The organism is Bacillus oleivorans, from assembly GCF_900207585.1.
Taxonomy (GTDB): domain Bacteria; phylum Bacillota; class Bacilli; order Bacillales; family JC228; genus Bacillus_BF; species Bacillus_BF oleivorans.
Window position 1 is genome coordinate 668,773 of the sequence record NZ_OAOP01000001.1, and the last position, 22,400, is coordinate 691,172.

Here is a 22,400-nt window from a genome sequence, read left to right on the forward strand (position 1 = left end):
GAAAAACTATTATGGAAAGAAAGAAGGGAAATGGATGAAGCAGTTACGTTCAGCGAGTTTAAGGCTTATTTTATCATTCGTTTTAGTGGTTAGCTTAATTTCTCCATTTGTTTCAAAGGCGGAAACAGCTGATGCGATATCGGTTGCTGAAGCAATTGCAAACAATACGGGTACAGCGACAGTAGAAGGCTATATTGTCGGGCATACAACCGGAACCAACTCATACGATAGAGAGGCTCCGTTTGCTAATGATTACAACCTTGCGATCGCAGACTCTCCAACTGAAACAGACCCAGCAAAAATTCTGCCTGTTCAATTAACATCCGAGTTCAGATTGCAATTTGGTTTGCAAACAAATCCCGATATAATAGGCAGTAAAATTCAGGTGAAAGGCAGTCTGGAACCATATTTCACAGTTCCTGGTTTGAGGCAGCCAACTTCCATTACATTTGTAGAAGGTGAACCTAACCCGGAAGAGCCAGGTGATCCTCAAGCCCTTACTATAGCAGATGCCAAAACCAAAACTGGCCAGATGGTCACCATCGAGGGAGTTGTGACCGCTGATAATGACGCGATTGGCGGAGGAAGGCTTTCTACATACATGCAGGACGAAACGGGCGGAATCAATATTTTTGCCTTTGATCCGAGTACCTACCCTTCACTTGATGAAGGGGATCTAGTTGAAGTCACAGGAACGATCACAATATACAATGGATTAACGGAAATCGAACCAGAAGCAAACGGGATTCAAGTCGTTGCCGAAAATCAGCCGCTGCCAAGTCCGCAAACGATTACGCTTGCAGACTTTATGAATGAAGCGACAGCTGAGCCGTTTGAGGGAACTCTCGTGCAAGTAGAAGGTTATGTGCAATCTGTGCTAAGCAGCCATGCAGGCGGCGGATACAATGTAACGATTGTAGATGAAGAATTCAATGGAACCACTCTTCGCGTTATGGAAGGAACAAACGCGATTTCCTCCATTGAACAGGGTAAGTGGTACTCGTTTACAGGAATCATGAGCCAGTATAATTCGTATCAGCTGCTTCCGCGCTCAAGTGAAGACATCCAACTTTTAGAAAATCAGCCGCCTGCACCAGACCCATCAGGAGAATATGAAGCAGTGGTTTCTCGTGTGGTGGATGGGGACACGATTAACATCACAACACCTGTCTTAGGCACAACAAGTGTTCGTTTTGTCAATATTGATACACCGGAAACATACCATAATCCGCAAAATGAATTAGATCAAAGCCAATTGGAGCATGGTCTTGCAGCTAAAGAATATATGAGCACCCTTCTTGAGCCAGGGGATGAGGTCATCGTTAAAGTCGGTGAAGAACCGCTTGATGATTACGGACGTTTGCTTGCTCAAGTGATCCGTAAAGAGGATAATCTTAATACAAACTTAGAAATGGTGCAAAAGGGATATGCCGTTACATACTTTATCTGGCCAGTTGGAGACATGGATGAGTATGAAATCTATCAGGCGGCAGTAAGAGAAGCTAGTCAAGCAGGATTAGGCATTTGGAATCCTGAGGATCCGCTGTTAGAATTGCCATTTGAGTTCAGAGCGCGTGAACAAGGCGGCGGTCTTGATAAGCCGGTAGGCCATTCTGATACAAAGGAATATGTCGCACCAGAACTTTGGGAAACTGTTCCTGTCGATAAGCGAATTTTCTTCTGGTCTGAAGCGGAAGCACAAGCCGCAGGTTTCACACCAGCAGATGGTGAAACGAATCCTGAAGAGCCGTCAATTTTCACAATTGCTGATGCTCGTAAATTAGCGGACGGCGAAACTGTAACAGTAGAAGGGGTAATAACTACCGTTCCTGGAAGCTGGGGCTCTAAAGGATTTTACGTCCAAGATGAAACTGGCGGAATTTATGTTTATCAATCTGGCACTGGTATCTCTCAAGGAGATCTAGTAAGAATTGAGGGTACTCTTGGGCAATTTAATGAAGAAAAACAGCTGACTAATCCGACAATTAAAGTGCTGTCATCGAATCAGCCTCTTCCTGAAGCAGTGATCGTGTCTCCAGCAGAGGTCAATCAAGACGTGCAAGGGGAGTTAGTTAAACTGGACGGAGTTACAATTACCGAAATTAAAGAACAAAGCTATGGAACAGTTGAATTTTTAGCGGTTAAAGGGGAAGAGTCAGTCCTTGTCCGTATTGATAACCGTACAGGTTATGATTATGCTGCATTTACTTCTCAGTTTAAAGAAGGGGACGTCATTAACGTAACGGGGATTGCCAGCATATTCAGAGGTACCTTCCAAGTAAAGCCGCGAGGAGAGGCAGACCTTGAATTATCCTACGTAGATGATTCGATTGGGTCATTTACTTTTACGACAGCACCTGGAGATGGCAGAAAGACAAAAGTGATATTGACTGGTCAAGAGCTTAAAGATTTTCGCGCAGGAAAACTTACGATTCAATTTGATGAAAAAGCTCTTAACTTCTTAGGAGCGGAAAGCTTAACCGATGATTTGACAGACCCAGTCGTTTCTGAAGCAAAAGGAAAAGTTGAACTGGCATTTGCAAAGCTCGGAGAAACTGGTCTAGAAGGGAACCAAGATTTATATGCCCTTACCTTTGTACAAAAAGGCAAAGCTGATCAGGCTTGGAACATTCAAGTAAAAGATATTTTTCTAGCAGACTCTGAAGGGAATGAAGAAGAACAGGCTGGGTTCATCTACTATTTTTCTGGTGAAACATCAAGTCTATCAGGCGATGTTAACGGAGATGGTCAAGTATCACTGGCTGATCTTGCTTTACTATCAGCCTTAATTGGCACAGAGTCAGAAGCAGAAATCGAAAAAGCGGATCTTAATCAGGATGGGCAAGTAGATGAGAAAGATTATAAGATTCTTGTAAAATTCATTTAAAAAAGGGGAACTAGGTTCGCAGCCTAGTTCTTTTTTATCAAAATGTAGTGAAATTAAATCAAATTGGCAGGAGATATTTAGTCAAGGATGTAATAAACTGTCTTTCTGGAGACGCATACACACAAAATTTTATTTCTATGCGGACATAGGATACGTTATTCTTATAAATTACCCTGTTTTGATGAGCTAAAAGGACATCAGATCCGTTATTTTACATAAAACATCATAAAATCACTGTCTTTTACTGAAATAACGGAACCCGTGTCCTGTAATTTTGGAGATTACCCTTTTTTTCTCAAATAACGGATCCTATGTCCGTAAAATATGACCACTGACCACTTGCCACGTACCATCCATGGATCAAAATTAATGACAATACAACTAATCTAGTTTTACAATTAGGCAAAAAATACCCACTTCACACATTTTCTGAAATGAGATAGGAAATTATTTTAGGAATTTTATATCTAATATTTTTTACAGGAGCGCAGTCATTACTACTATTAATAGTTCGAAAGATTCACCCTTTTTTGTCGAACATATACGTGATAGAGTAATATTGTCGAATATATAGGTAATTTATACCTAATGAACTTAGACAAAAATACTACTTTTGGGCTGTTACTGTGAAAAAAGACTTATGATAATTTTAAAGAGTAATGTTCAAATTTTTCAGAAAAGGGAGGAAAAGGAATTTGAAAGCAAAGAAAAGTTTACTCATAGCAATAATTTCACTCCTATGCTTTTCAACCGTTGCATTTGGTGCTTCTGTACCGCAAAAGACAGTTACACAGAAGTCACTGGCAACTGGACAGCAATCGTTAGAGGCTAGTTTGGACAAGTCCATTAGTCCTGACGAAGAAGTGCGTGTCATTGTAGAGCTGGAACAAGAACCAGCTATTACTGTCGCACAAAAACAGGGCAAACAATACAAAAATCTTTCTAAAGCAGAAAAAGAACAATTAAAAGCAGAAAGAAAAGCAGCACAAAAAGCTGTTAAAGAGCAAGCTAAGGCTAAAAAAATTCAATTAAAAGAACATGTTAGCTTTACAACAGTTTCTAATGGTTTTAGTGCTGACGTAAAATATGGTCAAATTGGGGAGTTAGCAGCGGTTGAAGGTGTTAAGGAAGTATACATATCTACTGAATACACTCGTCCAGAAGAAGAGCCTGACATGGTTTATAGTAAAGAACTAATACAGGCACAATCAGCTTGGCGCGATTATGGATACAAAGGGGAAGGGATGATTGTTGGTGTAATCGACACGGGAATTGACCCTTCACATAAAGACTTTGTGTTAAGTGACCTTGAGGCAGCTGAACTTTCAGAGGAAGAGATTACTAGTTTAGTAGCTGAAAATGGACTGCCAGGAAAATTTTACACAGACAAGGTTCCATATGGGTATAACTACATTGACGGAAATTCTGAAATTAAAGATCTTGCTGGCCCAAATGCTTCCATGCACGGCATGCACGTTGCCGGAACGGTAGCAGCCAATGGTGATGAGGAAAATGGCGGAATCAAAGGGGTTGCACCTGAAGCTCAAGTGCTAGCTCTTAAAGTATTCTCCAATGATCCAAATATGGCATCCACATGGGGAGATATTTACATCAAGGCAATTGATGATGCGATTGTTCTAGGTGCAGATGTCTTAAACATGAGTTTGGGTTCGACTGCAGGATTTGTAGATGCAAATAATCCTGAGCAACAAGCGGTTGCGCGTGCTGTTGAAAACGGCGTCTTAATGGCTATTTCAGCAGGTAACTCAGCTCATCTTGGAAATGGATATAGAAATCCTGATGTCTCAAACCCTGATTATGGGGTTGTTGGTTCACCAGGTATTTCATACGATTCATTACAGGTAGCTTCGATTGAAAATTCATTTATGGATTTAGATGCGATTACGTATAGCTTTGGCGATACGACAGGAAAAGCTCCTTTCCTTTCAGCATCATCTGTACATCCGAATGATGTAGAGCAGAAGTCGTTTGAGGTGGTTTATGCAGGTGTTGGCGGGGCTGCAGACTTTGAGGGTCTTGATATAGAAGGTAAATATGCCCTAGTTGTACGTGGAACTCATGCATTTACGGATAAAGCGATAAATGCACAAAAGGCAGGGGCAGCTGGGGTCATTATTTACAACAATACGAGCGGCTACGTTAACATGGCAACTGATCCGGCTATTACGATTCCTCAGTTATTTATGTTAAAAACAGATGGTGATAAATTAAAAGCTGCTCTAGATGCTAAACAAACAGTAACCGTTTCTTTTGAAGGCGATAAAACAACTGCAGCAAACCCTGAAGCTGGTAAAATGAGTGCTTTCACGTCTTGGGGTGTAACGCCTAACCTTGACTTTAAGCCTGAAATTACAGCTCCAGGCGGTCAAATTTATTCTACATTAAATAATGATAAGTACGGTATGATGAGCGGTACATCAATGGCTGCTCCGCATGTAGCGGGAGGTGCAGCACTCGTCATGCAGCGGGTGGATGAGGACTTTGGCTATGAAGGCTTTGATCGTGCTTTAATGGCGAAAAATATCCTGATGAACACATCTTCTCCTGTGTTAGACAAAGGAACGGTTCCAACGGCATTTGGCTGGGAAGTTCCGTATTCACCACGCCGTCAAGGGGCTGGATTAATGCAGCTTCATTCAGCGCTTTCGACTCCGGTTGTAGTAACAGAGAAAAAGTCAGGAGAAGCAAAGGTTGCGCTTAAAGAAGTAGGAGATAAATTTACTTTTACACTTGTAGCTAAAAACTATAGTAATGAAACAGCCGTTTATAATGTAGCTGCAAATCTGCAAACGGATTTTGCCGGCTGGGGAGAATTAGGCTATCTAGCTAATGAATTGCAGGCACAGCCAATCTTAAATGCTGCGATTCTAGTAAATGGAAGTGAAGAAACAACGGTGACATTGAAACCTGGCCAGAAGAAAAACGTAACAGTTACAGTTGATCTTTCTAATGCTCAGGTAGTCGACCCTTCGCAAAGCTGGACAACGCTAATAGATATTGAGGAAATGTTTGAGAGCGGCTTTTGGGTCGAAGGCTTTGTAACTTTCACAGATGTTTCCGATACGAATCCAACTTTAACTGTTCCGTATGTTGGCTTTAATGGAGACTGGAATAAGGCCCCGATCTTTGATGGAACAGTCTATGATGAAGCATCATTCTATGGTGTTGCTGGTTTGTTAGATAACAACTACAATTACTTAGGATATAATCCATTAGCCGATGAATATCATAAAGAATTGATTGCGATATCTCCAAATGGCGATGGTGTTCAAGATGGTGCAGTACCAGCATTCTCATTACTGCGAAATGTGAAACAGATCACCTTTAGCATCTTAGATGAAAATGGCAAGGAAATTAGAAAACTTCGGACAGAGAATAATCAGCGCAAGCATTATTATGATGGCGGCCGTGCAGCATACTATTCATTAAATGCTTCTCGTTTATGGGATGGTACAATTAACGGTGCCTTAGCAGAGGACGGTTTATACTATTACGAATTAGAAGCAGTCATTGATTATCCTGGGGCTGAACCGCAAACACTGGTCCTTCCAGTAAAAGTGGATACAGTTGCGCCAACTGTTGAAGCAGCTCTTAGTGAGGACGGAACAAAAGTGGCGATTACGGCTAGCGATAATGAAGGCGGATCTGGACTCTCTTATATTGATGTATATGTAAATGGAGAATCAGTGGTTGATGGCGTTTTAGCACCTTCGACAACAGAATTTGTTTTACCAGAAGGAACTTCTCCTGAAGCTGAAATAGAGGTTGTCGCAGTGGATCATGCAGGTAACAGCAGTACAGCAACTGAAGCTGATGACACTTCTGAAGGTGGATCAGAGGAAGGATCAAATGAAGATGGAGATGCTTCAGGGCAAGATTCAACCGTTCCTTATGTAAATTTAGTTAGTCCAGAAGCATTTAGTATTTTTAATACAAATGAGGTAGTACTGTCAGGTACGATCAACGAGCCATCTGGCTTAAAAGAGTTTACTGTTGCAGGAAATCCGGTGGAGACCGCATACAATGAAGAGACAAAGCTCTATGAGTTTAATACCTCCATTCAATTAGCGGATGGAATTCACCACTTGGATGTTAAAGCAGTTGATAACGAGGATAATGAAATTGCTTTTAAACGAATGATTTTCGTAGATACAACTGTACCTGTAATTGAGGTAAGCGGAGTTCCGAAAAGTGGTACAGTAAAGAATAATGTGAAAAGTATTAAAGTAGATGTTACAGTAGCTGATAATTTTGATGAAATTCGCTTGTATCAAAATGGAAGCGAAATCTATTATCACGAAGGTCTTGCTGATTCATATGAAATGAGAAGCTTTGAACATGTAATTGAGGATCTTGTCCTTCAGTTACAAGAAGGTGAAAATGTCTTTACCTTTGAGGCAACAGACCTTGCTGGAAATACAACTGCTTATACGGTTAAAGTTGTAAAGGAAAGTAAAAAGTAAAATAAAGTAATTCTTTGGCCAATCTCATTAGGGGGTTGGTCTTCTTTTCATTTATTAGACTGACACCATATTAAGGCTATCTGCAATATATAAAATTTTCTGATGTCGAATTGGAAAATTACCGGGGAAATATTGTAGAAATGTTGCAGGAAATCAACTTGGTGTCGAAGAAATGGAAAGATAAGATTATCGATACATATAGTTGAATAGAGGAGGGGATATAATGGAACCTTTTGAGTTGATCTTAATCTTGTTGGTCATTTTATTGGTTTCAGATTGGTTCCTAAAAAAGAAATTTCAAATTACGAGCAGAGAACCTTATTTTTATAAGCCAATAAATAAGGTACAAAGGTACGGGGAAATTATTATTCACATTATATTCTGGATCGTCTTCCCTATAGTAATGGCCAGAGAAAGCGGTATTCTGTTTTGGACATGGATCTTCCTCTATTTGACCTTTTTATCTGGATTTAGATTTACAATGGAATGGAAATACGAGCGTGAAAAAAGGCAGTACCTATTAACAACCAGCAAATTTATCTGGATTATTCTATTTATCAGCTCTATTATTTATTTAACATGAAGGAGGCGGCAAAACACGATGAAATTCGGTGCTATAGAAGCTGGCGGGACAAAATTTGTCTGTGCAATCGGAGATGAAACGGGATCTATCATTCAAAAAGCTGTGTTTCCAACAACAACTCCGGGTGAGACTTTTTTAAAGGTGTTTGATTTTTTCAGAAACAAAGAGATTGATGCTTTAGGGATCGGCTCATTTGGACCGATTGATATTGACCCTAAAAGTGAAAAGTACGGCTTCATTACAAGTACGCCAAAACCAGGCTGGGGTCAGGTAGATTTTCTCGGAAGCATGAAAAGTAAATTAAATGTGCCAATTGGCTTTGATACAGATGTAAATGCAGCTGCTCTGGGAGAGGTAATATGGGGAGCAGCCAAAGGTCTGGATAGCTGTTTGTACATGACGGTTGGAACAGGAATTGGGGTAGGTGCCATTGTCGACGGGAAAACATTGAAAGGATTCACGCATCCGGAAATGGGCCATATTCTTGTTCGCAAAAATCACTCGGACGAATTTCAGGGAGTCTGCCCCTACCATGGTGATTGCCTAGAGGGAATGGCGTCAGGTCCTGCTATTACAGCAAGATGGGGTAAAAAAGGACAAGAGCTCTCCGATAATGAAAAAGTGTGGGAGCTAGAAGCGGATTATCTGGCACAAGCATTAATGGCCTACACGCTTATCCTATCCCCTCATAGAATAGTGATTGGGGGAGGAGTTATGAAACAATCTCAGCTTTTCCCATTGATTCGCAAGAAAGTGTTTGAAAAGTTAAATGGGTATGTTCAGCATCCGATCATTATTGAAAAAATAGATGAATGGATTGTACCTCCAGGGTTAGGGGATGAAGCGGGGGTAAAGGGAGCGCTAGCATTGGCTGCAAAAAGCGTAAGAGGAGAGTTACCGATGTAAAAAAGAGAGCTTAGTTTCGAAACTAAGCTCTGAGAAAAAAGTTATTTTATAATAGAAGAATAAAGAGCTGTAAATCTAAGGTGAGTCAAACCGCAACCGAACGATTTAACCAGAGTTCGATGAGGCTCTGCTGTTTGCTGATAAAGCGCATAATTCGCTTTGGACAGCTTTGGTCATTTAGAGGGGATAGCGATTTGGGATCCAGGTATACAATTCGGACACAATCTTCCTTACGGTCCCATACATGTATTTGTATACCCTTTTGTTTTTTTAATACATGTTTAAAAATGTATTTTTCCATTGGCAACTCCTCCTATTCCGCATCTTTGATGAACTCCCTTTCTATCTAACGGAAAAACCCCCATCAGTTTTATGATATTATGAGATTCTATGAGGTATGACTATAAAACAATGATTCCACTACTCTTTTTTATACAATAGTTGTGGTAGAATATAGCTGGAGTCAGAAAATTTCGACACGCTAAATAAAAGGATGGACGTCTTGTGAGACTCAAACCGTTTTTGATCACCTTACTTATTGCTGTAACAGCAGGATTTATTTTTAATCAGGTGGGAATGTTTTTGCCGTGGATGTTAGGTCCACTTTTTTCATTGGCATTTATAAAATTTTTTTACAAAGGATCTTTATACTGGCCAATCTCGTTCAGAAACTTTGGATTACTTATACTGGGGGTTCAGCTAGGGAGTTCTTTTACAAAAGAGGCAGCTCTGCTGATGGTAACCCAATTGCCAATTATGCTAGTGACCACTGTGTTAATTATTGGATTTTCTGTTGCAACTGCTTTTGTGTTAAAAAGGTGGACCGATTTAACCTATAGCACCGTCTTACTGGGAAGCTTTCCTGGGGGGCTGTCGCAGATGGTTCTATTAGGAGAGGAAACGAAGGATGCTGATGAAGCGGTCATTGCCTTCATGCAAACTTTTCGGGTCATGATGGTCATCACGATTGTTCCTTGGCTGATTTTCCATGTCGTTGCAAAAGGACAAGAAGTTCCGGTTTTAGCTAGTGCTGATGTAACCTTTCGATATTTACCAGAGATTGATCCAATGGCCTTGTTTTGGTTAATTGCAGGACTGCCTGTTTTGATATGGGCTGCGAAAAAAATCAGTTTTCCGATTCCGTATTTGTTAATGCCATTGCTTCTGGTTGGTATTCTGAATATAGTTGGATTTCCGTCTCCATCCATGCCAACACTATGGATTGATGGGGCCCAGCTCTTATTTGGAACCTATCTTGGAGTGAAAATGAAATTTGATAAAGAGCATTTTTCTTTTAAAATGTTATCCATATGTTTTATTTTAAACCTGCTGTTAATCGGCTTTTGCATCCTGCTTGCAGAGGGATTATTTGCCCTGTTTCAGCTGCCGTTTAATGAAATGTTTCTCAGTACGGCGCCAGGCGGGATTGCGGAAATGGCTGTCACTGCTATTGCCGTTGAGGCCGATATATCAACTGTAACAAGCTTTCATTTATTTAGGATCTTTATGATTCTATTAATCGCCACACCGCTGATGAAATTCCTGTTTGCAGAGCGGGACATCGTACCGCAAGAACAGGAGAGTCGAAAACGAATGCATGTATAAGAAGGAAAAATATACCTCCTCATCGAATCTATTTAGAGATTGATGAGGAGGTTTTTATACATCCTAGACAGTTCCTCTCTGTAGATTCCTATTCTCATAGAAAATAAGGAAAGGGGACATTGGATGAAAAGGTTTTTGAAAAGGAGTATTGTAAGTTTTGTAACCGCTTTACTGCTTCTGAGTACGGCATCGAATGTTGCAGCAACAGAACAAACTGTAATGGATTACGTAGCATTAGGGGATTCGATTGCAAAAGGGGTAACCGCTAATGGAGATCTTGGGCTTGGGTATGCAGATTTTATTGAGGCTGAATTAGAAGCACGAGGAATGACAGTTAATCTAAACAAAAGCTTTGCTGTGCCTGGCTACACCTCAGCCCAAGTGCTAGCTGACTTAAATAAACCTGAGATTAAAGAAGCACTCACTAAGGCGGAGCTCGTCACTTTGTCGGTCGGGGCCAATGATATGCTGCAAATCGCCGAAATTGATCTGGCGAATGGAGAGATATCATTTGATCTCAAAGAAGCACAGGCAACATTAACAAAGATGGCGGAAAATGTAGCTTTGATTGTAGGCACAATTAAAACAATCAACCCGGAGGCTGAAGTTTATATCACCGATTACATTTTCCCATTCCCGCATCTTGAAGGGGAAACTTATGATTTGACAGCTGGAATGATGGAACAAATGAATGGGGCGATTCTTGCAGCCGGGGCATCCGCTGGTGCAAAGCCAGTTTCTGTTACTAGTCTGATTGGTTTCGAGACAAAAGATTACATGCCAAACCCGCAAAATGTTCACCCGAATGAAGAAGGGTATAAAGAGATGGCAGAGGCATTCTTTGCTGTTTTTGATGCTCCTGCATTTGTGGATGTTAAAGGACACTGGGCGGAAGAGGCAATTATGGCACTGGCTAAGTTAAATGTAGTAGCGGGGGTAACGGATACTAAATTCATGCCAGACCGCATTATTACTAGAGCAGAGGCTGCAGCCCTTTTATTTCGGATGATCCCTATGACAATGAACATCCCAGAGAATCCTGGATTCAAGGACGTTTCAGAAGACCACCCTCACTATATGGCCATTGCTAAGCTGGTTGAGGCAGGCGTATTCAGTAAAGCTGAAACATTCAACCCGGAGGCTCCATTAACAAGAGCCCAGCTTGCGAAAATTGTGACTATTGCTTTCCAAGTAAAAGCAGGTGATAGGGCAGCTAGTTTCACCGATGTGCGGGAAGGATACTGGGCAAAGCCATATATTGAAATTCTGGCTTCAAACGGATATCTAAGCGGCTATACGAACGGCCGGTTTGGAATCGGTGACAGCACGACGCGTGCACAATTTACAGCGGTTGTGTACCGAATTTATCGGGATATAGAAGCGTATAGGTTTTTAGATGGAAAATAGAGAAGGCTCCCTCGGGATGAGGGAGCCTTTGGTGTAGGGAAGGTACTTTCGGGGATATCGTGCATTCCATCCCGTAAATCGTGCAATCCACCTCAAATTTCGTGCAATCCACCTCAAATTTCGTGCAATCCCATCCAGAAATCGTGCAATCCATCCCGAAAATCATGCTCCCCACCTAAAAACCATTGACCTATACACCCATATTTACAAATCTTCTTGCAACTCTAAACTACCCCAGTACACAACCTCTCCATTAATAATCGTCATCTCAACCTTATTCCGCAGATCAAACGGATCACCGTTCCAAACTGCAAAATCAGCATCCTTGCCAGCTTCAATCGAACCAACCCGGTCGTCAACCCCTAAGTGTCTAGCGGCATTCAAGGTTACAGCCTGTAACGCTAACTCTTCACTAACCCCATTCTTAACTGCTAAAATCACGCTCGTCATCAAGTGCTCAATCCCAACAACAGGATGATCGGTAGTTATTGAAAACGGAACTCCTGCTTCAGCCAAAGCTCCTAGTGTATGCCAGCCTTTATCTGCCAGTTCAACCTTAGAGCGGGAAGACATAGTCGGACCGACGGATACACGAACATCACTATGCTTCGCGATAAATTCTGCAATGTGATGACCTTCTGTACAGTGCTCAATTGTTAAATCAAAGCCGAATTCTCTTTTTAAGCGAAGAACGGTGACAATATCATCGGCACGGTGGGCATGTACCCGTAATGGAATTTCTCGCTTCAAGACTTTTGAGATATTCTCCAGACTTAGATCCCGGTCGACGTGTTCTTCTCTCTCTTGTTTATTTATATAATTCTGTGCTTTAATCAATTGCTCACGTAAAACCGCGGCTGTTCCCATCCGAGTGTTAGGCATTTTTCCTTTTGGCCCGTGCACCCGTTTTGGATTTTCACCAAATGCAGCCTTCAATCCAGATGGCTCTCTTACAATCATGTCATCAACGACATGACCAGCCGTTTTTAAAACAAGCATTTCACCGCCAATTACGTTGGCGCTTCCTGGCATAACCTGTACTGTTGTAACTCCGAAACGGCGGGCATCCGCAAAACCGGATTCCCCTGGATTTAATCCGTCAATCGCCCGAACCTGTGGGGTAAACGGACTTGTGGTTTCATTAAAGTCGGCACCTTCACTGCCAAGACCTTCTTCATGAACACCAAGATGAGTATGTACATCAATTAACCCAGGCGTAATCACTTTTCCATTCACATCGAACACTTTATATCCATCTGGAACAGACACATCCTGTCCGACTGCCTCAATTTTTCCATCCTTCACTAAGATGGTTAGATTTTCTAACCTTGTGCCATCTCCTTTAAATCCAGATGCATTTGTGATCGCAATCATATTTCTGCCTCCTATAATCCTACTAAATATTCTTGCTTTTTAAAAAATCTATATTTATACTTTACTACAAAACTTCGATTTTCGAAATGTTTCTCTCAATCTAGCAGATATCACCAAAATGAATAAAGGAGCCAATTGAATGTACAAATTACTAGAAACCTTGACCTCTCTTAATGGACCTTGTGGCTATGAAGCAGCTGTATCACAATTTTTAAAAGAGTATTTAACCGAAAAAGCAGATTCAGTTGAAGTCGACCCAATTGGAAATGTGATTGCCCGAGCCAAAGGGAATCAGGAAGGGCCAGCCACCTTATTAACAGCTCATATCGATGAAGTTGGATTTATTGTAAAAAAAATCGAATCCAATGGACTACTTCGTTTTGAAAAATTAGGCGGACATGACGACCGAATTCTATTAGCTCAAGAAGTAACCGTGATGACTAAATCAGGGGAACTGAATGGTGTAATCGGGACGATGTCTGCTCATTATGTAAAATTTGATGATCCTTCCAAAGTTCGAAAGCACGCAAAGCTTTACATAGATATCGGTGCGACATCCAAAGCAGAAGCAGAAGAACTGGGGGTTGAAATCGGTACACCGATCACTTGGAAAAAACAACTGAAATACGCAGGCAGCGAGAAAACGGGAAAAGTAATCGGAAAGGCGCTCGACGACCGGGCTGGCTGTGCCGTTCTTCTGCAAACCTTGGAAGAGCTGCAGGACCGTAATTTTGCAGGCGAGCTCATCTTCCTATTTGCCGTGCAGGAAGAAGTGGGACTCCGTGGTGCGAAAACAGCTTCACAAAACCTCCAGGCCGATGTTGCGGTTGCAGTTGATACGACTGCGGTAAGCGATACACCTGAAGAAACGATGGACCAAAGTCTACAAATCGGAGCCGGGGTTGGCATTAAGGTAATGGACTTCAGTTTAATTACTCATTACAAAGTGAAGGATGCTCTGGTTGAAACAGCCAAGCGGGAAGAGATTCCTTATCAACTCGAAGTATTCCCTGGCATCGGGACGGATGGGGGAGCAGTAGCGTTTAGTCAAAAAGGCGTACCGACGGGGGTTTTATCGATTCCTTCACGCTATGCGCACTCACCAGTTGAGCTAATCGATCTGAAGGATCTCGAAGCAACCAAAGACTTACTCAAACAATTTGTCCGTTCATTAAAGAGCGAATCTAAATTTACATTTACAAACTAAATAGAGGAGGGCAATTTTATGAAAATTTTCATCTCAGCTGATATGGAAGGGATTTCGGGAGTTGCGACAAACAAACAGTTAGGAGTTAATGGCGAGTATCAGCGGTTCCGGAAGCAAATGACTTATGACGTGAATGCAGCGATAGAAGGAGCTTTTAACGGCGGTGCAGCTGAGGTTGTTGTGGCTGATGGTCATGGTAATATGTCGAACATTTTAATCGAAGAATTGGATCCGCGGGCAAGACTTGTTTCCGGTAATAATCGGGTAATGTGCCAACTCGAAGGGTTAGATGAAAGCTTTGATGGAATTATGTTTGTTGGTCATCACGGTCGCGAGGGCGGCTCTGAAAGAACAGTGATCAGTCATACATTGGCAGGGATTTGTGTCAGTGAAATGAAAATCAATGGGAAGGTCGTCGGTGAAACGGAAATGAATTCCTATGTCGCTGGTGACTTTGGCGTACCTGCCATCTTCGTTAGCGGAGACGATGCCTATGTAACAGAAGTAAAAGAAACCCTTCCGTATGTCGAGGCAGCGATCGTTAAAAAAGCGATTGACCGCTTTGCTGCTGAGCTTCTTCATCCAGAAAAAGCAAGAGAGATTATCCGTGAAAAAGCAGAAGCCGCAGTCCGGGGAATTCAGAAGATGAAAACTGTTAAAATGGTGGGCCCTGTTACTTTTGAGTTAACCTTTAAGGCGCCGAACCAGGCTCATATGACAACAACCCTTCCAACCGTCGAACTGATTACACCGACTCAAATCAGGTTTACCTGTGACAATATGGTTGCCGCTTATAAGCATATGTGGGCGTGTGTCATTATTGGGATGTCCGCAACAGCGGGAGTTTTGGGGCATGTGAATGCATAAATAAAAAAGAAGGAGCGAATCTGAGCTCCTTCTTTTTCATTATTCTTTATTGGCGGCAGGCAGTTTTGGCTTCGTAACCATATTTGTTTTGAAAGCTTCTAAAAGCTGGTCCCCTGTAATTCCTTTATCAAGCAGATGGGTCAGAAGCAGCTCTGCATAATCATTTCTGGATTTGTTAATGTATCCTTCGAGCAAAACGCTATACGACTCATTAATTTTTTTCAGTTTGACGACGGTCGCACGGAAGGGAGCCGGGTCATTTTCTGGTCGTGTAATAACAACTTGAATGAATAATTCGTTCCCATTCTTAAAAGCATCCTCAAATACCCCAACATATTCTTGGGCTATAAAAGTTTCAATTAACCACCTTTTTTCAACATCTTCCCGGTTAATGATAAGTCCATCCTTGAGGGGAATATCGTGAACCGTTTCACCGTCTATGATTTGAAAGGAAATGAGTTTAAAGGTTTTCATCATTTTTTGCCTCCTACCCTAAAAAGCAAGGTTTTTATATTGTTTTCCGTTCTTATGTCTCTAATTATTCAAAATTATATCACAGTGAATGAGGAATCTGAAAAAATGAAAAAAATAGCGAACTATGTAAAATCACTGAATGAAACGAAAAAACTATCGAAAAATCTGTTTTTATGGGGTTTATTGTCATTTTTAGGGAAAAATGAACTATCAAAATCCTGAAATCCAAATTTTACTAAATAGGAGAATCGCATTATGATACGGATAAACAATAAAAAGGAGGAGTCACGATGTTAAATCAAGTTGCTTTAGTAGGCAGACTAACGAGAGACCCTGAGGTTAGACGTACGCCTGAAGGGACCGCGGTAACAAATGTAACGATCGCAATTAATCGGCATTTCCGAAACCAACAGGGAGAAATCGAGGCCGACTTTGTTCCTTGTACAATCTGGAGAAAAGCTGCTGAAAACACTGCTCAATATTGTAAAAAAGGTTCGCTGGTCGGGGTGATTGGAAAAATTCAAACACGTACTTATGAGAATCAGGAAGGTAAACGAGTGTATGTAACAGAAGTAATCGCTGATTCGATTCAGTTTATTGACACGAGAAATTCCAGGCAAAACCATGAAGCAGCAAAGGAGTCAACAATAGAAGCAACAAAAGAAGTAACAAAAGAACCAGAGCAAAAAGAATCGATCGAAGAGATTCTATTTAAATAAATGAAAGGGGGTGAATCCAATTAATCATCCGAATCATCTTTATCGTATTGAGGAGATGCTAGAGTATCTGATTCGGTTCAACGGGAGGCTTCATCAGCAATTGATAGAATGTGAGGCACGAATTCGTCAATTAGAAGAAGAATCTAAACCTTCCGAACCAGCTCCTTGTTAGTACGAGCCTCAAACATTCTCCGGCACCTTATTTCAACTCTATTTCAACTCAAAATGTCTTCCCTTTTAATCCAGTTGATTAGCCAATCAACTGGAGTTTTTTAACTCATCTGTGCTTAGCGAAATATCCATAAAGTTGACAATTTTTATAAAAATTTGTATAAATTTGAAGGAATTGTAAATTTTAGCGTAGAAATAGTAAGAAAGGAATAGTAAAAAATTACTATATTAAACTATGAGTTTGAAACAAAATAAAGGGGGTTAAGATGTTAAAACGCACTATTTCCTTACCAAACTTTCCTAGAGAAAATGTTCTGGAAATCAAAATTTTTGCTCTCCCGGATCAAACGCCTGAACATTATGTCAATGAAAGAGAACATTATCCGTATACAAAGAATCCCACTCCAAAAGTCCAGTCAAATTCTCACTACCAGCATTTTATCATTAATAAACCCACCACCTTTGAAGCCATCATTAAAGAAGGAAGAGCCTCAAAAAAAGCGTTCGTCCATATCGATCCTACTGTCCAAATCATAGAGATTGAAGAACGCTTTGGTTTTCTGCCAATTACAAATGGAGATATTTACGATATCATATCCTGTTTTTCTTTCAAAATGAGCAATCAGATCATTGAACTGATTAATCCGCCAGACTATATCGGAGTTTATGGCAGGAGACGGCCGTTTATCCTGATCCAATGTCTGAAGCCGATTGAGTATTAATCAATAAGCGGTTCTTAAGGACGAATCTGTCTTCCACTAAAGGAATTAAGGTCTTTGATCATCGTTCTAAAGGACGTTCCGTTTCCTATCGAGGGAAAAAGATCTTTAATAACCGTTTTAAAAGACCAGATTCAGAAATTGAGAGTGAGAATGTCTTTGTGAAGCGTTCTAAAGGACGAAATTGGGAGAACGGTTGAGAGAAAAGTCTTTGACAAGCGTTCTAAAGGACCAAATCGGGAAATAAGAAAGCTAAAAGTCTTTAAGAAAAGTTCTTAAGAACCAAAGTCGGAAATTGAGCACTTAAAAAGGCATTAAAGAACAATTCACAAAAAAAACCGGGCGTTTTTGCCCGGTTTTTGCTTATTAGAGGGCAGCCCCCCTAACTCTGGGGGCTGGCCCTTTAACTTAATGATACAAGCTCCAATAATTGATCATCTGTATATTCGGTGAGCCATTGATCGCCTTGTGTAAGAATCGCCTCGTTTAGGATATTCTTTTGTTCCAACAGGGCATCAATTTTTTCTTCTAATGTACCTGATGTTAAAAGCTTGTGGACATGGACAAATTTTTTCTGGCCGATCCGGTAGGCTCGGTCTGTTGCCTGATTTTCAACGGCCGGGTTCCACCAGCGATCATAGTGAATGACGTGGTTGGCTGCTGTTAAATTCAGTCCTGTTCCGCCAGCCTTTAACGATAAAATAAAGATCGGAAATTCATTGTTTTGAAATTGTTCAATCCAACGGTCTCGTTGCACCTTTGGAACAGACCCATTTAGAAAAGGAATATCCATTCGGTACCGTTTTTTCATAACCTGCTGGAGAAGCTGCCCCATGCCAATGTATTGCGTAAAAATCAGCGCATTTTCGTTTTGATATAAAATATCGTCCAGCAATTGAATCACTTTTTTCATCTTCATCGACCGGCTGATAATTTCCGCAGGCTGCTCTTCCTTTAAAAAGAGGGAAGGGTGGTCACAAAGCTGCTTCAGTTTACCCAGCATCTGCAGGACTAAACCTCTTCTTTCAAGACCAGTTAGCCTTTGAATTTTAGCAAACGTTTGCTGGACTTGTTCTTCATAAAGGGCAGCCTGTTCAGGTGTCAGCGTACAATATTGCTTTTGCTCGAGCTTATCTGGCAAGTTTAAAGCAATCTTTTCGTCTGTCTTGGTTCTGCGCAGTAAGAATGGACGAATCAGGGCTTGCAGTTTTTGCAGCTGTTCTTTATCATCATCTCTTTCAATCGATGTGATGTACCGGTGCTGGAAAGAATGAAGACTGCCAAGATAGCCATGATTGAGAAAATCAAAGATGGACCAAAGCTCAGATAATCGATTTTCTATCGGCGTCCCTGTAAGCGCAATATGATGTTTACCTTTTAACTTGCGGATCGAACGTGATTGCTTTGTCCCGGCATTTTTAATATTTTGAGCTTCATCAAGGCCAATAGCACTCCAGTGAATGGAGGATAGTTCCTCCTCATCTATATGCGATAAACCATAGGTGGTTAAAACGACATCTGCATGTTTAGCGGCTTCGATAAAGGCATCTCCTTTTAAACGCTTTTGTCCGTAATGGATATAGACTTTAAGAGAAGGAGCAAATTGAGCCAGCTCTTTTTCCCAGTTTCCAATAACAGACGTAGGAGCAATAATCAATGCAGGTGAAGGGTCCTTTTTCTCTTCCTTACACTTCAACAGATAGGCAATAAATTGTATGGTTTTTCCGAGTCCCATATCATCAGCCAGACATCCGCCGAAGCCAAACTCTCTTAGAAAATAGAGCCAGCTAAAGCCCTCAATCTGATATGGGCGCAGTTCTCCCTTAAGGGCAGAAGGTACCTTTTGCAAAGGGAGGCGGGTTTGATTGGTTAGCGTCTGCAGCATATCGCGTAGCTGACGATTCATCTTGATTTGGATAAAATCATATGGATCGTCGTCTGACTCTTCCTCATCGGGATCAAGGTCGGTTCCACCCATTTTTGAAAGCTTTTGTTCAAGCAAATCCCGAAGCTTGAGACCGTGTTTATCGGCATGCTTCATCATTTCTTGAATTTGCTTCATAAAAGCAGGGTCAAGTTTGACCCAGTCCCCGCGCCACCGCAAGAAATGCCGGTTTTGTTCAACAAGCTTGCGAAATTCAGCTTCAGACAGTTCTTCTCCGTTTAAAGACAATTTCCACTGAAAGTCTAAGAGCTGGTCCATTCCGAGCATGGAAGGACGGGCAGCAGCGACGTTTTCTTTTATATTTGCCTGCAGCTTAAGTTTAGCTTCCTTCATATTTCGCCACCAGGATGGCAGCCAAATGTTAATCCCTAAGAGTACAAGCTTTTCACTATAATGTGTGAGAAAAGCCCATGCCTGTTCATCGTTTAGCTTCGTTTGGAAGGGGCGATTCACTTCCATAAAAGGAATCAGATTCTTCCAGCTTGCGACTTCCTCATTTACCGTTTCCTCGTATTCGAGCCAGCTGGAAGGCCAAGTGAACACTTCGTTCCAGTTGTAAACTTCTTCATGATTATCAACACTTTGTAAAAACGGGGTTAAACTCCAAAGGTCGTCATTCGTTTCAGGCTCCTCAAGCCGGAGTCCCAGGTGAAAGGGAAGGGAAGAGCGGGACTCACTTGTCCAATGCCGCCATTTTTCTTCGGTAAAGTAGGCAGCTAATTCCTCCTGGCTCCAGTAGCTCGATTCCTTCAGTTCCTTCCATTTCGCGGTCCAGTCATTATCAACATGTGGCTGGCTAATATAGGAATCCATCACTTGCTGGAACCAGGCTTCGACCCAATCCCCAATCTTGGCATCGGGGAAAATTTCTTCAGGTAAAGGACTCTCCCAAAAATCAGGGGAGAATTCATCCCATACCATCGCAGGAATTTTCCACGGGAAGTTTGGCGCAAAAGAAGGAATGACTCGTTTCTGAACAATACTTTCATAAATGACACGGGAAACAGAGATCAGCAAATCAGATGTTTCATCCCAATCCCAGTCTACATAAGAATTAAAAGGTTCATTCGCAAAGGCATCTGTAGCCTGCCATGGTGTAAGCTCTATAAAGCCTTGAACTTCCTTTAAATATAACGTCCCAAAAAAGCTTGCCTGATGCCATTGAAAAAATAGGTGCTTCCATTCGGAAAGCGGGAGCCATTTATGATCTTCATTCGTTGCTCCTAAACGAATGGTAAAATCATCGGTTAGAACAGCATGTATTTTAACGGATTTCAACCGGACCATTTATGAGCTTCCCCCTTTTACATTCTTCATGGAAGGCCCGAAGACGAGCGGTCTCCTCAAATAAACCTTCGATATATAAATTCCACGTATTATATTCGTTCATTTTTTCATAGAGCTTTTTTAATTTTTTTAAATAAAATACTGCATCTTTATAAGATGTACGCTTCTTTTCCTGAATTAAACTCGCTATTGTACGATGATATAAAGGAAGCAGGGCCCTCGGATCAGACGACTCGACCGTTGCAAGCAAGTCTACAGGGATATCTTGAATAGGGTAAGAGATTGAGTTCAAAATCTCCATCCATTTTCGGTACTTCTTCGTATGGGCCAGATAAGAGGCATACTCTTGAAAACTATAAGGAAGCAGTGCTTCTAATAGTTTTTCCTGAATCGAAAGTTTACGGTCCAGTCCATAAAGTTTAGCTAGGCGAATTGCAAATTCTGCTGTAGTTCGTGCTTGCTGAGGATCCGCCTCTTTTACATACAAAGGCCATCCCTTTAAAAATTTATCGAAAAACGTATTGGCTCTCGACCATTGTTTTTCAGAAATAAAATAATGAAGCCAATGCAATAAAATAAATACATGGCTTGGTTCCATTTGTTCATCGAGTGAGGACAGAACCTGTTCCTCTTGTCCAGTCAGGATTTGAATATGCCAGAAGGCAATATAAACCCCGGGCTGGTTTGCAAAACTAGGATGTTCCTCATCAATGAAAGCTTCCCACCATTTACGTTCCTCTTGACGAAGAGAGGGGGACTTACACAAATAGGTCCAGAACTCCGTATAAAGCGTGAACTTTTCAAGTAAAAGCCCATGCCCTTCCTTCATAATAGGGTGTAGCTGAGCCCCGAGTTGCGGGAAGTAAACTCCCGTATCAAAAGACAGGGTTTGCGTATGAAAAGCACGGATCGTCTCTTGCGCCTGATCTAAAAAATACTCAATATGCATCCGTACACCTTGGAGTTCCCTTGGTGAAAGAGCAAACAGCTTTTGTAAAAAGAAAAATTGGAGGGCTAACCGATAGATTAGCTTTAACTGGCGATTCTCAGGCTCTTGCCAGCGGAACTTATGATAGATTTGATTAATGGCAGCAGCCGTATATCCGCCAAGCTGACTCCATTCTTCTTCAAACCGCTCCAGCCAGCTCGGGATTTTGTCTTCAATTCCTGCAGAGGTCGCTCCGATTGGCTTGATGCCCTTTTGAATAGGAAGCCTTGCAAGCAAATCACTTCTCTTCCAATCATCAACCCACTTCGTAACTGACTGATATTTAGAAAGCATGGCAAAAAACACCGCAAGCTTATGACGGCACACACCCTGCTGCGGACATTCACACGTACTGTCTTCGAGTTTATCTGCCTGAAGCTGTACTTTTACAGGGATTACATCCTGCACAGTTGCCGAAACCTGATTCGGCCCACTTTGCTTCACTTGAAAAACAAGGCCCTGGCGATATAATAAAAGACTGCGCTGAACAAGCTTCACATGTTCTTCATCATTAAAGTGAAGCCGTTCCTGAAATTTATTTGAAAGTGTTTCAACCATTTCCTTCATTGTGAATTCCATATTGGTTAAACCCCTTTAATGGCAGCTAAGTTAGAGGACGGAACATCCGTTTCCCGCTAAAAACCATATTCTTTCATTATACCCTATTTAAGCTGGGAATTCGATTGGTTTGGTGGAATTGTGGGGGGAGGGGAAAAAGTGATGGCAAGTACACATGAATGTTGGTGGAAGTTAGCGACTAATGATTGGGAATCCTGC

At 41.5% G+C, this 22,400-nt stretch carries 15 protein-coding genes; 10 read left to right on the forward strand and 5 right to left on the reverse strand.

Annotated features, from left to right (window positions below; genetic code table 11):
• Nucleotides 1-34 precede the first annotated feature (34 nt).
• From CRO56_RS03160 to CRO56_RS03175, 4 genes are all read left to right on the forward strand, one after another.
• Nucleotides 35-2,887, forward strand: coding sequence for a DUF6359 domain-containing protein (locus tag CRO56_RS03160; protein WP_097157219.1), 2,853 nt, complete (start codon nucleotides 35-37; stop codon nucleotides 2,885-2,887).
• 695 nt (nucleotides 2,888-3,582) lie between these two features.
• Entirely contained in the window at nucleotides 3,583-7,371 is a 3,789-nt protein-coding gene (locus CRO56_RS03165) for a S8 family serine peptidase (RefSeq protein WP_097157122.1), read from the forward strand.
• Nucleotides 7,372-7,594: 223 nt separating this feature from the next.
• Complete coding sequence (locus tag CRO56_RS03170) at nucleotides 7,595-7,954, forward strand: DUF4181 domain-containing protein (protein ID WP_097157123.1); 360 nt, start codon at nucleotides 7,595-7,597, stop codon at nucleotides 7,952-7,954.
• Nucleotides 7,955-7,972: 18 nt separating this feature from the next.
• The gene (locus CRO56_RS03175; RefSeq protein ID WP_097157124.1) at nucleotides 7,973-8,860 is read left to right on the forward strand and encodes an ROK family protein; all 888 of its coding nucleotides are present in this window, start codon (nucleotides 7,973-7,975) and stop codon (nucleotides 8,858-8,860) included.
• Between the two features lie 85 nt (nucleotides 8,861-8,945).
• Here CRO56_RS03175 and CRO56_RS03180 read toward each other — a convergent pair whose 3' ends face one another.
• A complete protein-coding gene (locus CRO56_RS03180; RefSeq protein WP_097157125.1) occupies nucleotides 8,946-9,161 on the reverse strand; it encodes a hypothetical protein in 216 nt (71 codons plus the stop codon).
• Nucleotides 9,162-9,364: 203 nt separating this feature from the next.
• On the opposite strand from CRO56_RS03180, the gene CRO56_RS03185 reads away from it, so the two are divergent.
• The gene (locus CRO56_RS03185) at nucleotides 9,365-10,465 is read left to right on the forward strand and encodes an AbrB family transcriptional regulator (RefSeq protein WP_097157126.1); all 1,101 of its coding nucleotides are present in this window, start codon (nucleotides 9,365-9,367) and stop codon (nucleotides 10,463-10,465) included.
• 123 nt (nucleotides 10,466-10,588) lie between these two features.
• Entirely contained in the window at nucleotides 10,589-11,872 is a 1,284-nt protein-coding gene (locus CRO56_RS03190; protein WP_097157127.1) for an S-layer homology domain-containing protein, read from the forward strand.
• Nucleotides 11,873-12,076: 204 nt separating this feature from the next.
• On the opposite strand, the gene CRO56_RS03195 is transcribed toward CRO56_RS03190, so the two are convergent.
• Nucleotides 12,077-13,246 (reverse strand): amidohydrolase, encoded by a 1,170-nt coding sequence (locus tag CRO56_RS03195; protein ID WP_097157128.1) that lies wholly within the window; start codon nucleotides 13,244-13,246, stop codon nucleotides 12,077-12,079.
• 139 nt (nucleotides 13,247-13,385) lie between these two features.
• Here CRO56_RS03195 and CRO56_RS03200 point away from each other — a divergent pair, with 139 nt between their 5' ends.
• A complete protein-coding gene (locus CRO56_RS03200) occupies nucleotides 13,386-14,453 on the forward strand; it encodes a M42 family metallopeptidase (protein ID WP_097157129.1) in 1,068 nt (355 codons plus the stop codon).
• A gap of 18 nt (nucleotides 14,454-14,471) precedes the next feature.
• Nucleotides 14,472-15,320, forward strand: coding sequence for a M55 family metallopeptidase (locus tag CRO56_RS03205; protein WP_097157130.1), 849 nt, complete (start codon nucleotides 14,472-14,474; stop codon nucleotides 15,318-15,320).
• A 39-nt stretch (nucleotides 15,321-15,359) separates the two neighbouring features.
• Here the strand turns inward: CRO56_RS03205 and CRO56_RS03210 are convergent, their stop codons facing one another.
• Nucleotides 15,360-15,797 carry a YwpF-like family protein gene (locus tag CRO56_RS03210; protein WP_245855554.1) on the reverse strand — a complete coding sequence of 146 codons (438 nt, stop codon included), beginning with the start codon at nucleotides 15,795-15,797 and terminating at the stop codon, nucleotides 15,360-15,362.
• A gap of 287 nt (nucleotides 15,798-16,084) precedes the next feature.
• Between CRO56_RS03210 and ssb the strand changes: the two genes are divergently transcribed.
• Both ssb and CRO56_RS03225 read left to right on the forward strand, forming a co-directional pair.
• Complete coding sequence (gene ssb / locus CRO56_RS03220) at nucleotides 16,085-16,513, forward strand: single-stranded DNA-binding protein (protein ID WP_097157133.1); 429 nt, start codon at nucleotides 16,085-16,087, stop codon at nucleotides 16,511-16,513.
• Nucleotides 16,514-16,950: 437 nt separating this feature from the next.
• Nucleotides 16,951-17,406: a hypothetical protein gene (locus CRO56_RS03225; protein WP_097157134.1), complete on the forward strand. Its 456-nt coding sequence runs from the start codon at nucleotides 16,951-16,953 to the stop codon at nucleotides 17,404-17,406.
• 400 nt (nucleotides 17,407-17,806) lie between these two features.
• Here CRO56_RS03225 and CRO56_RS03230 read toward each other — a convergent pair whose 3' ends face one another.
• Both CRO56_RS03230 and CRO56_RS03235 read right to left on the reverse strand, forming a co-directional pair.
• A complete protein-coding gene (locus CRO56_RS03230; RefSeq protein ID WP_097157135.1) occupies nucleotides 17,807-20,635 on the reverse strand; it encodes a DEAD/DEAH box helicase in 2,829 nt (942 codons plus the stop codon).
• Nucleotides 20,613-22,202: an SWIM zinc finger family protein gene (locus CRO56_RS03235; protein WP_097157136.1), complete on the reverse strand. Its 1,590-nt coding sequence runs from the start codon at nucleotides 22,200-22,202 to the stop codon at nucleotides 20,613-20,615. The genes CRO56_RS03230 and CRO56_RS03235 overlap by 23 nt, the downstream gene beginning before the upstream one ends.
• Nucleotides 22,203-22,400: the final 198 nt, after the last annotated feature.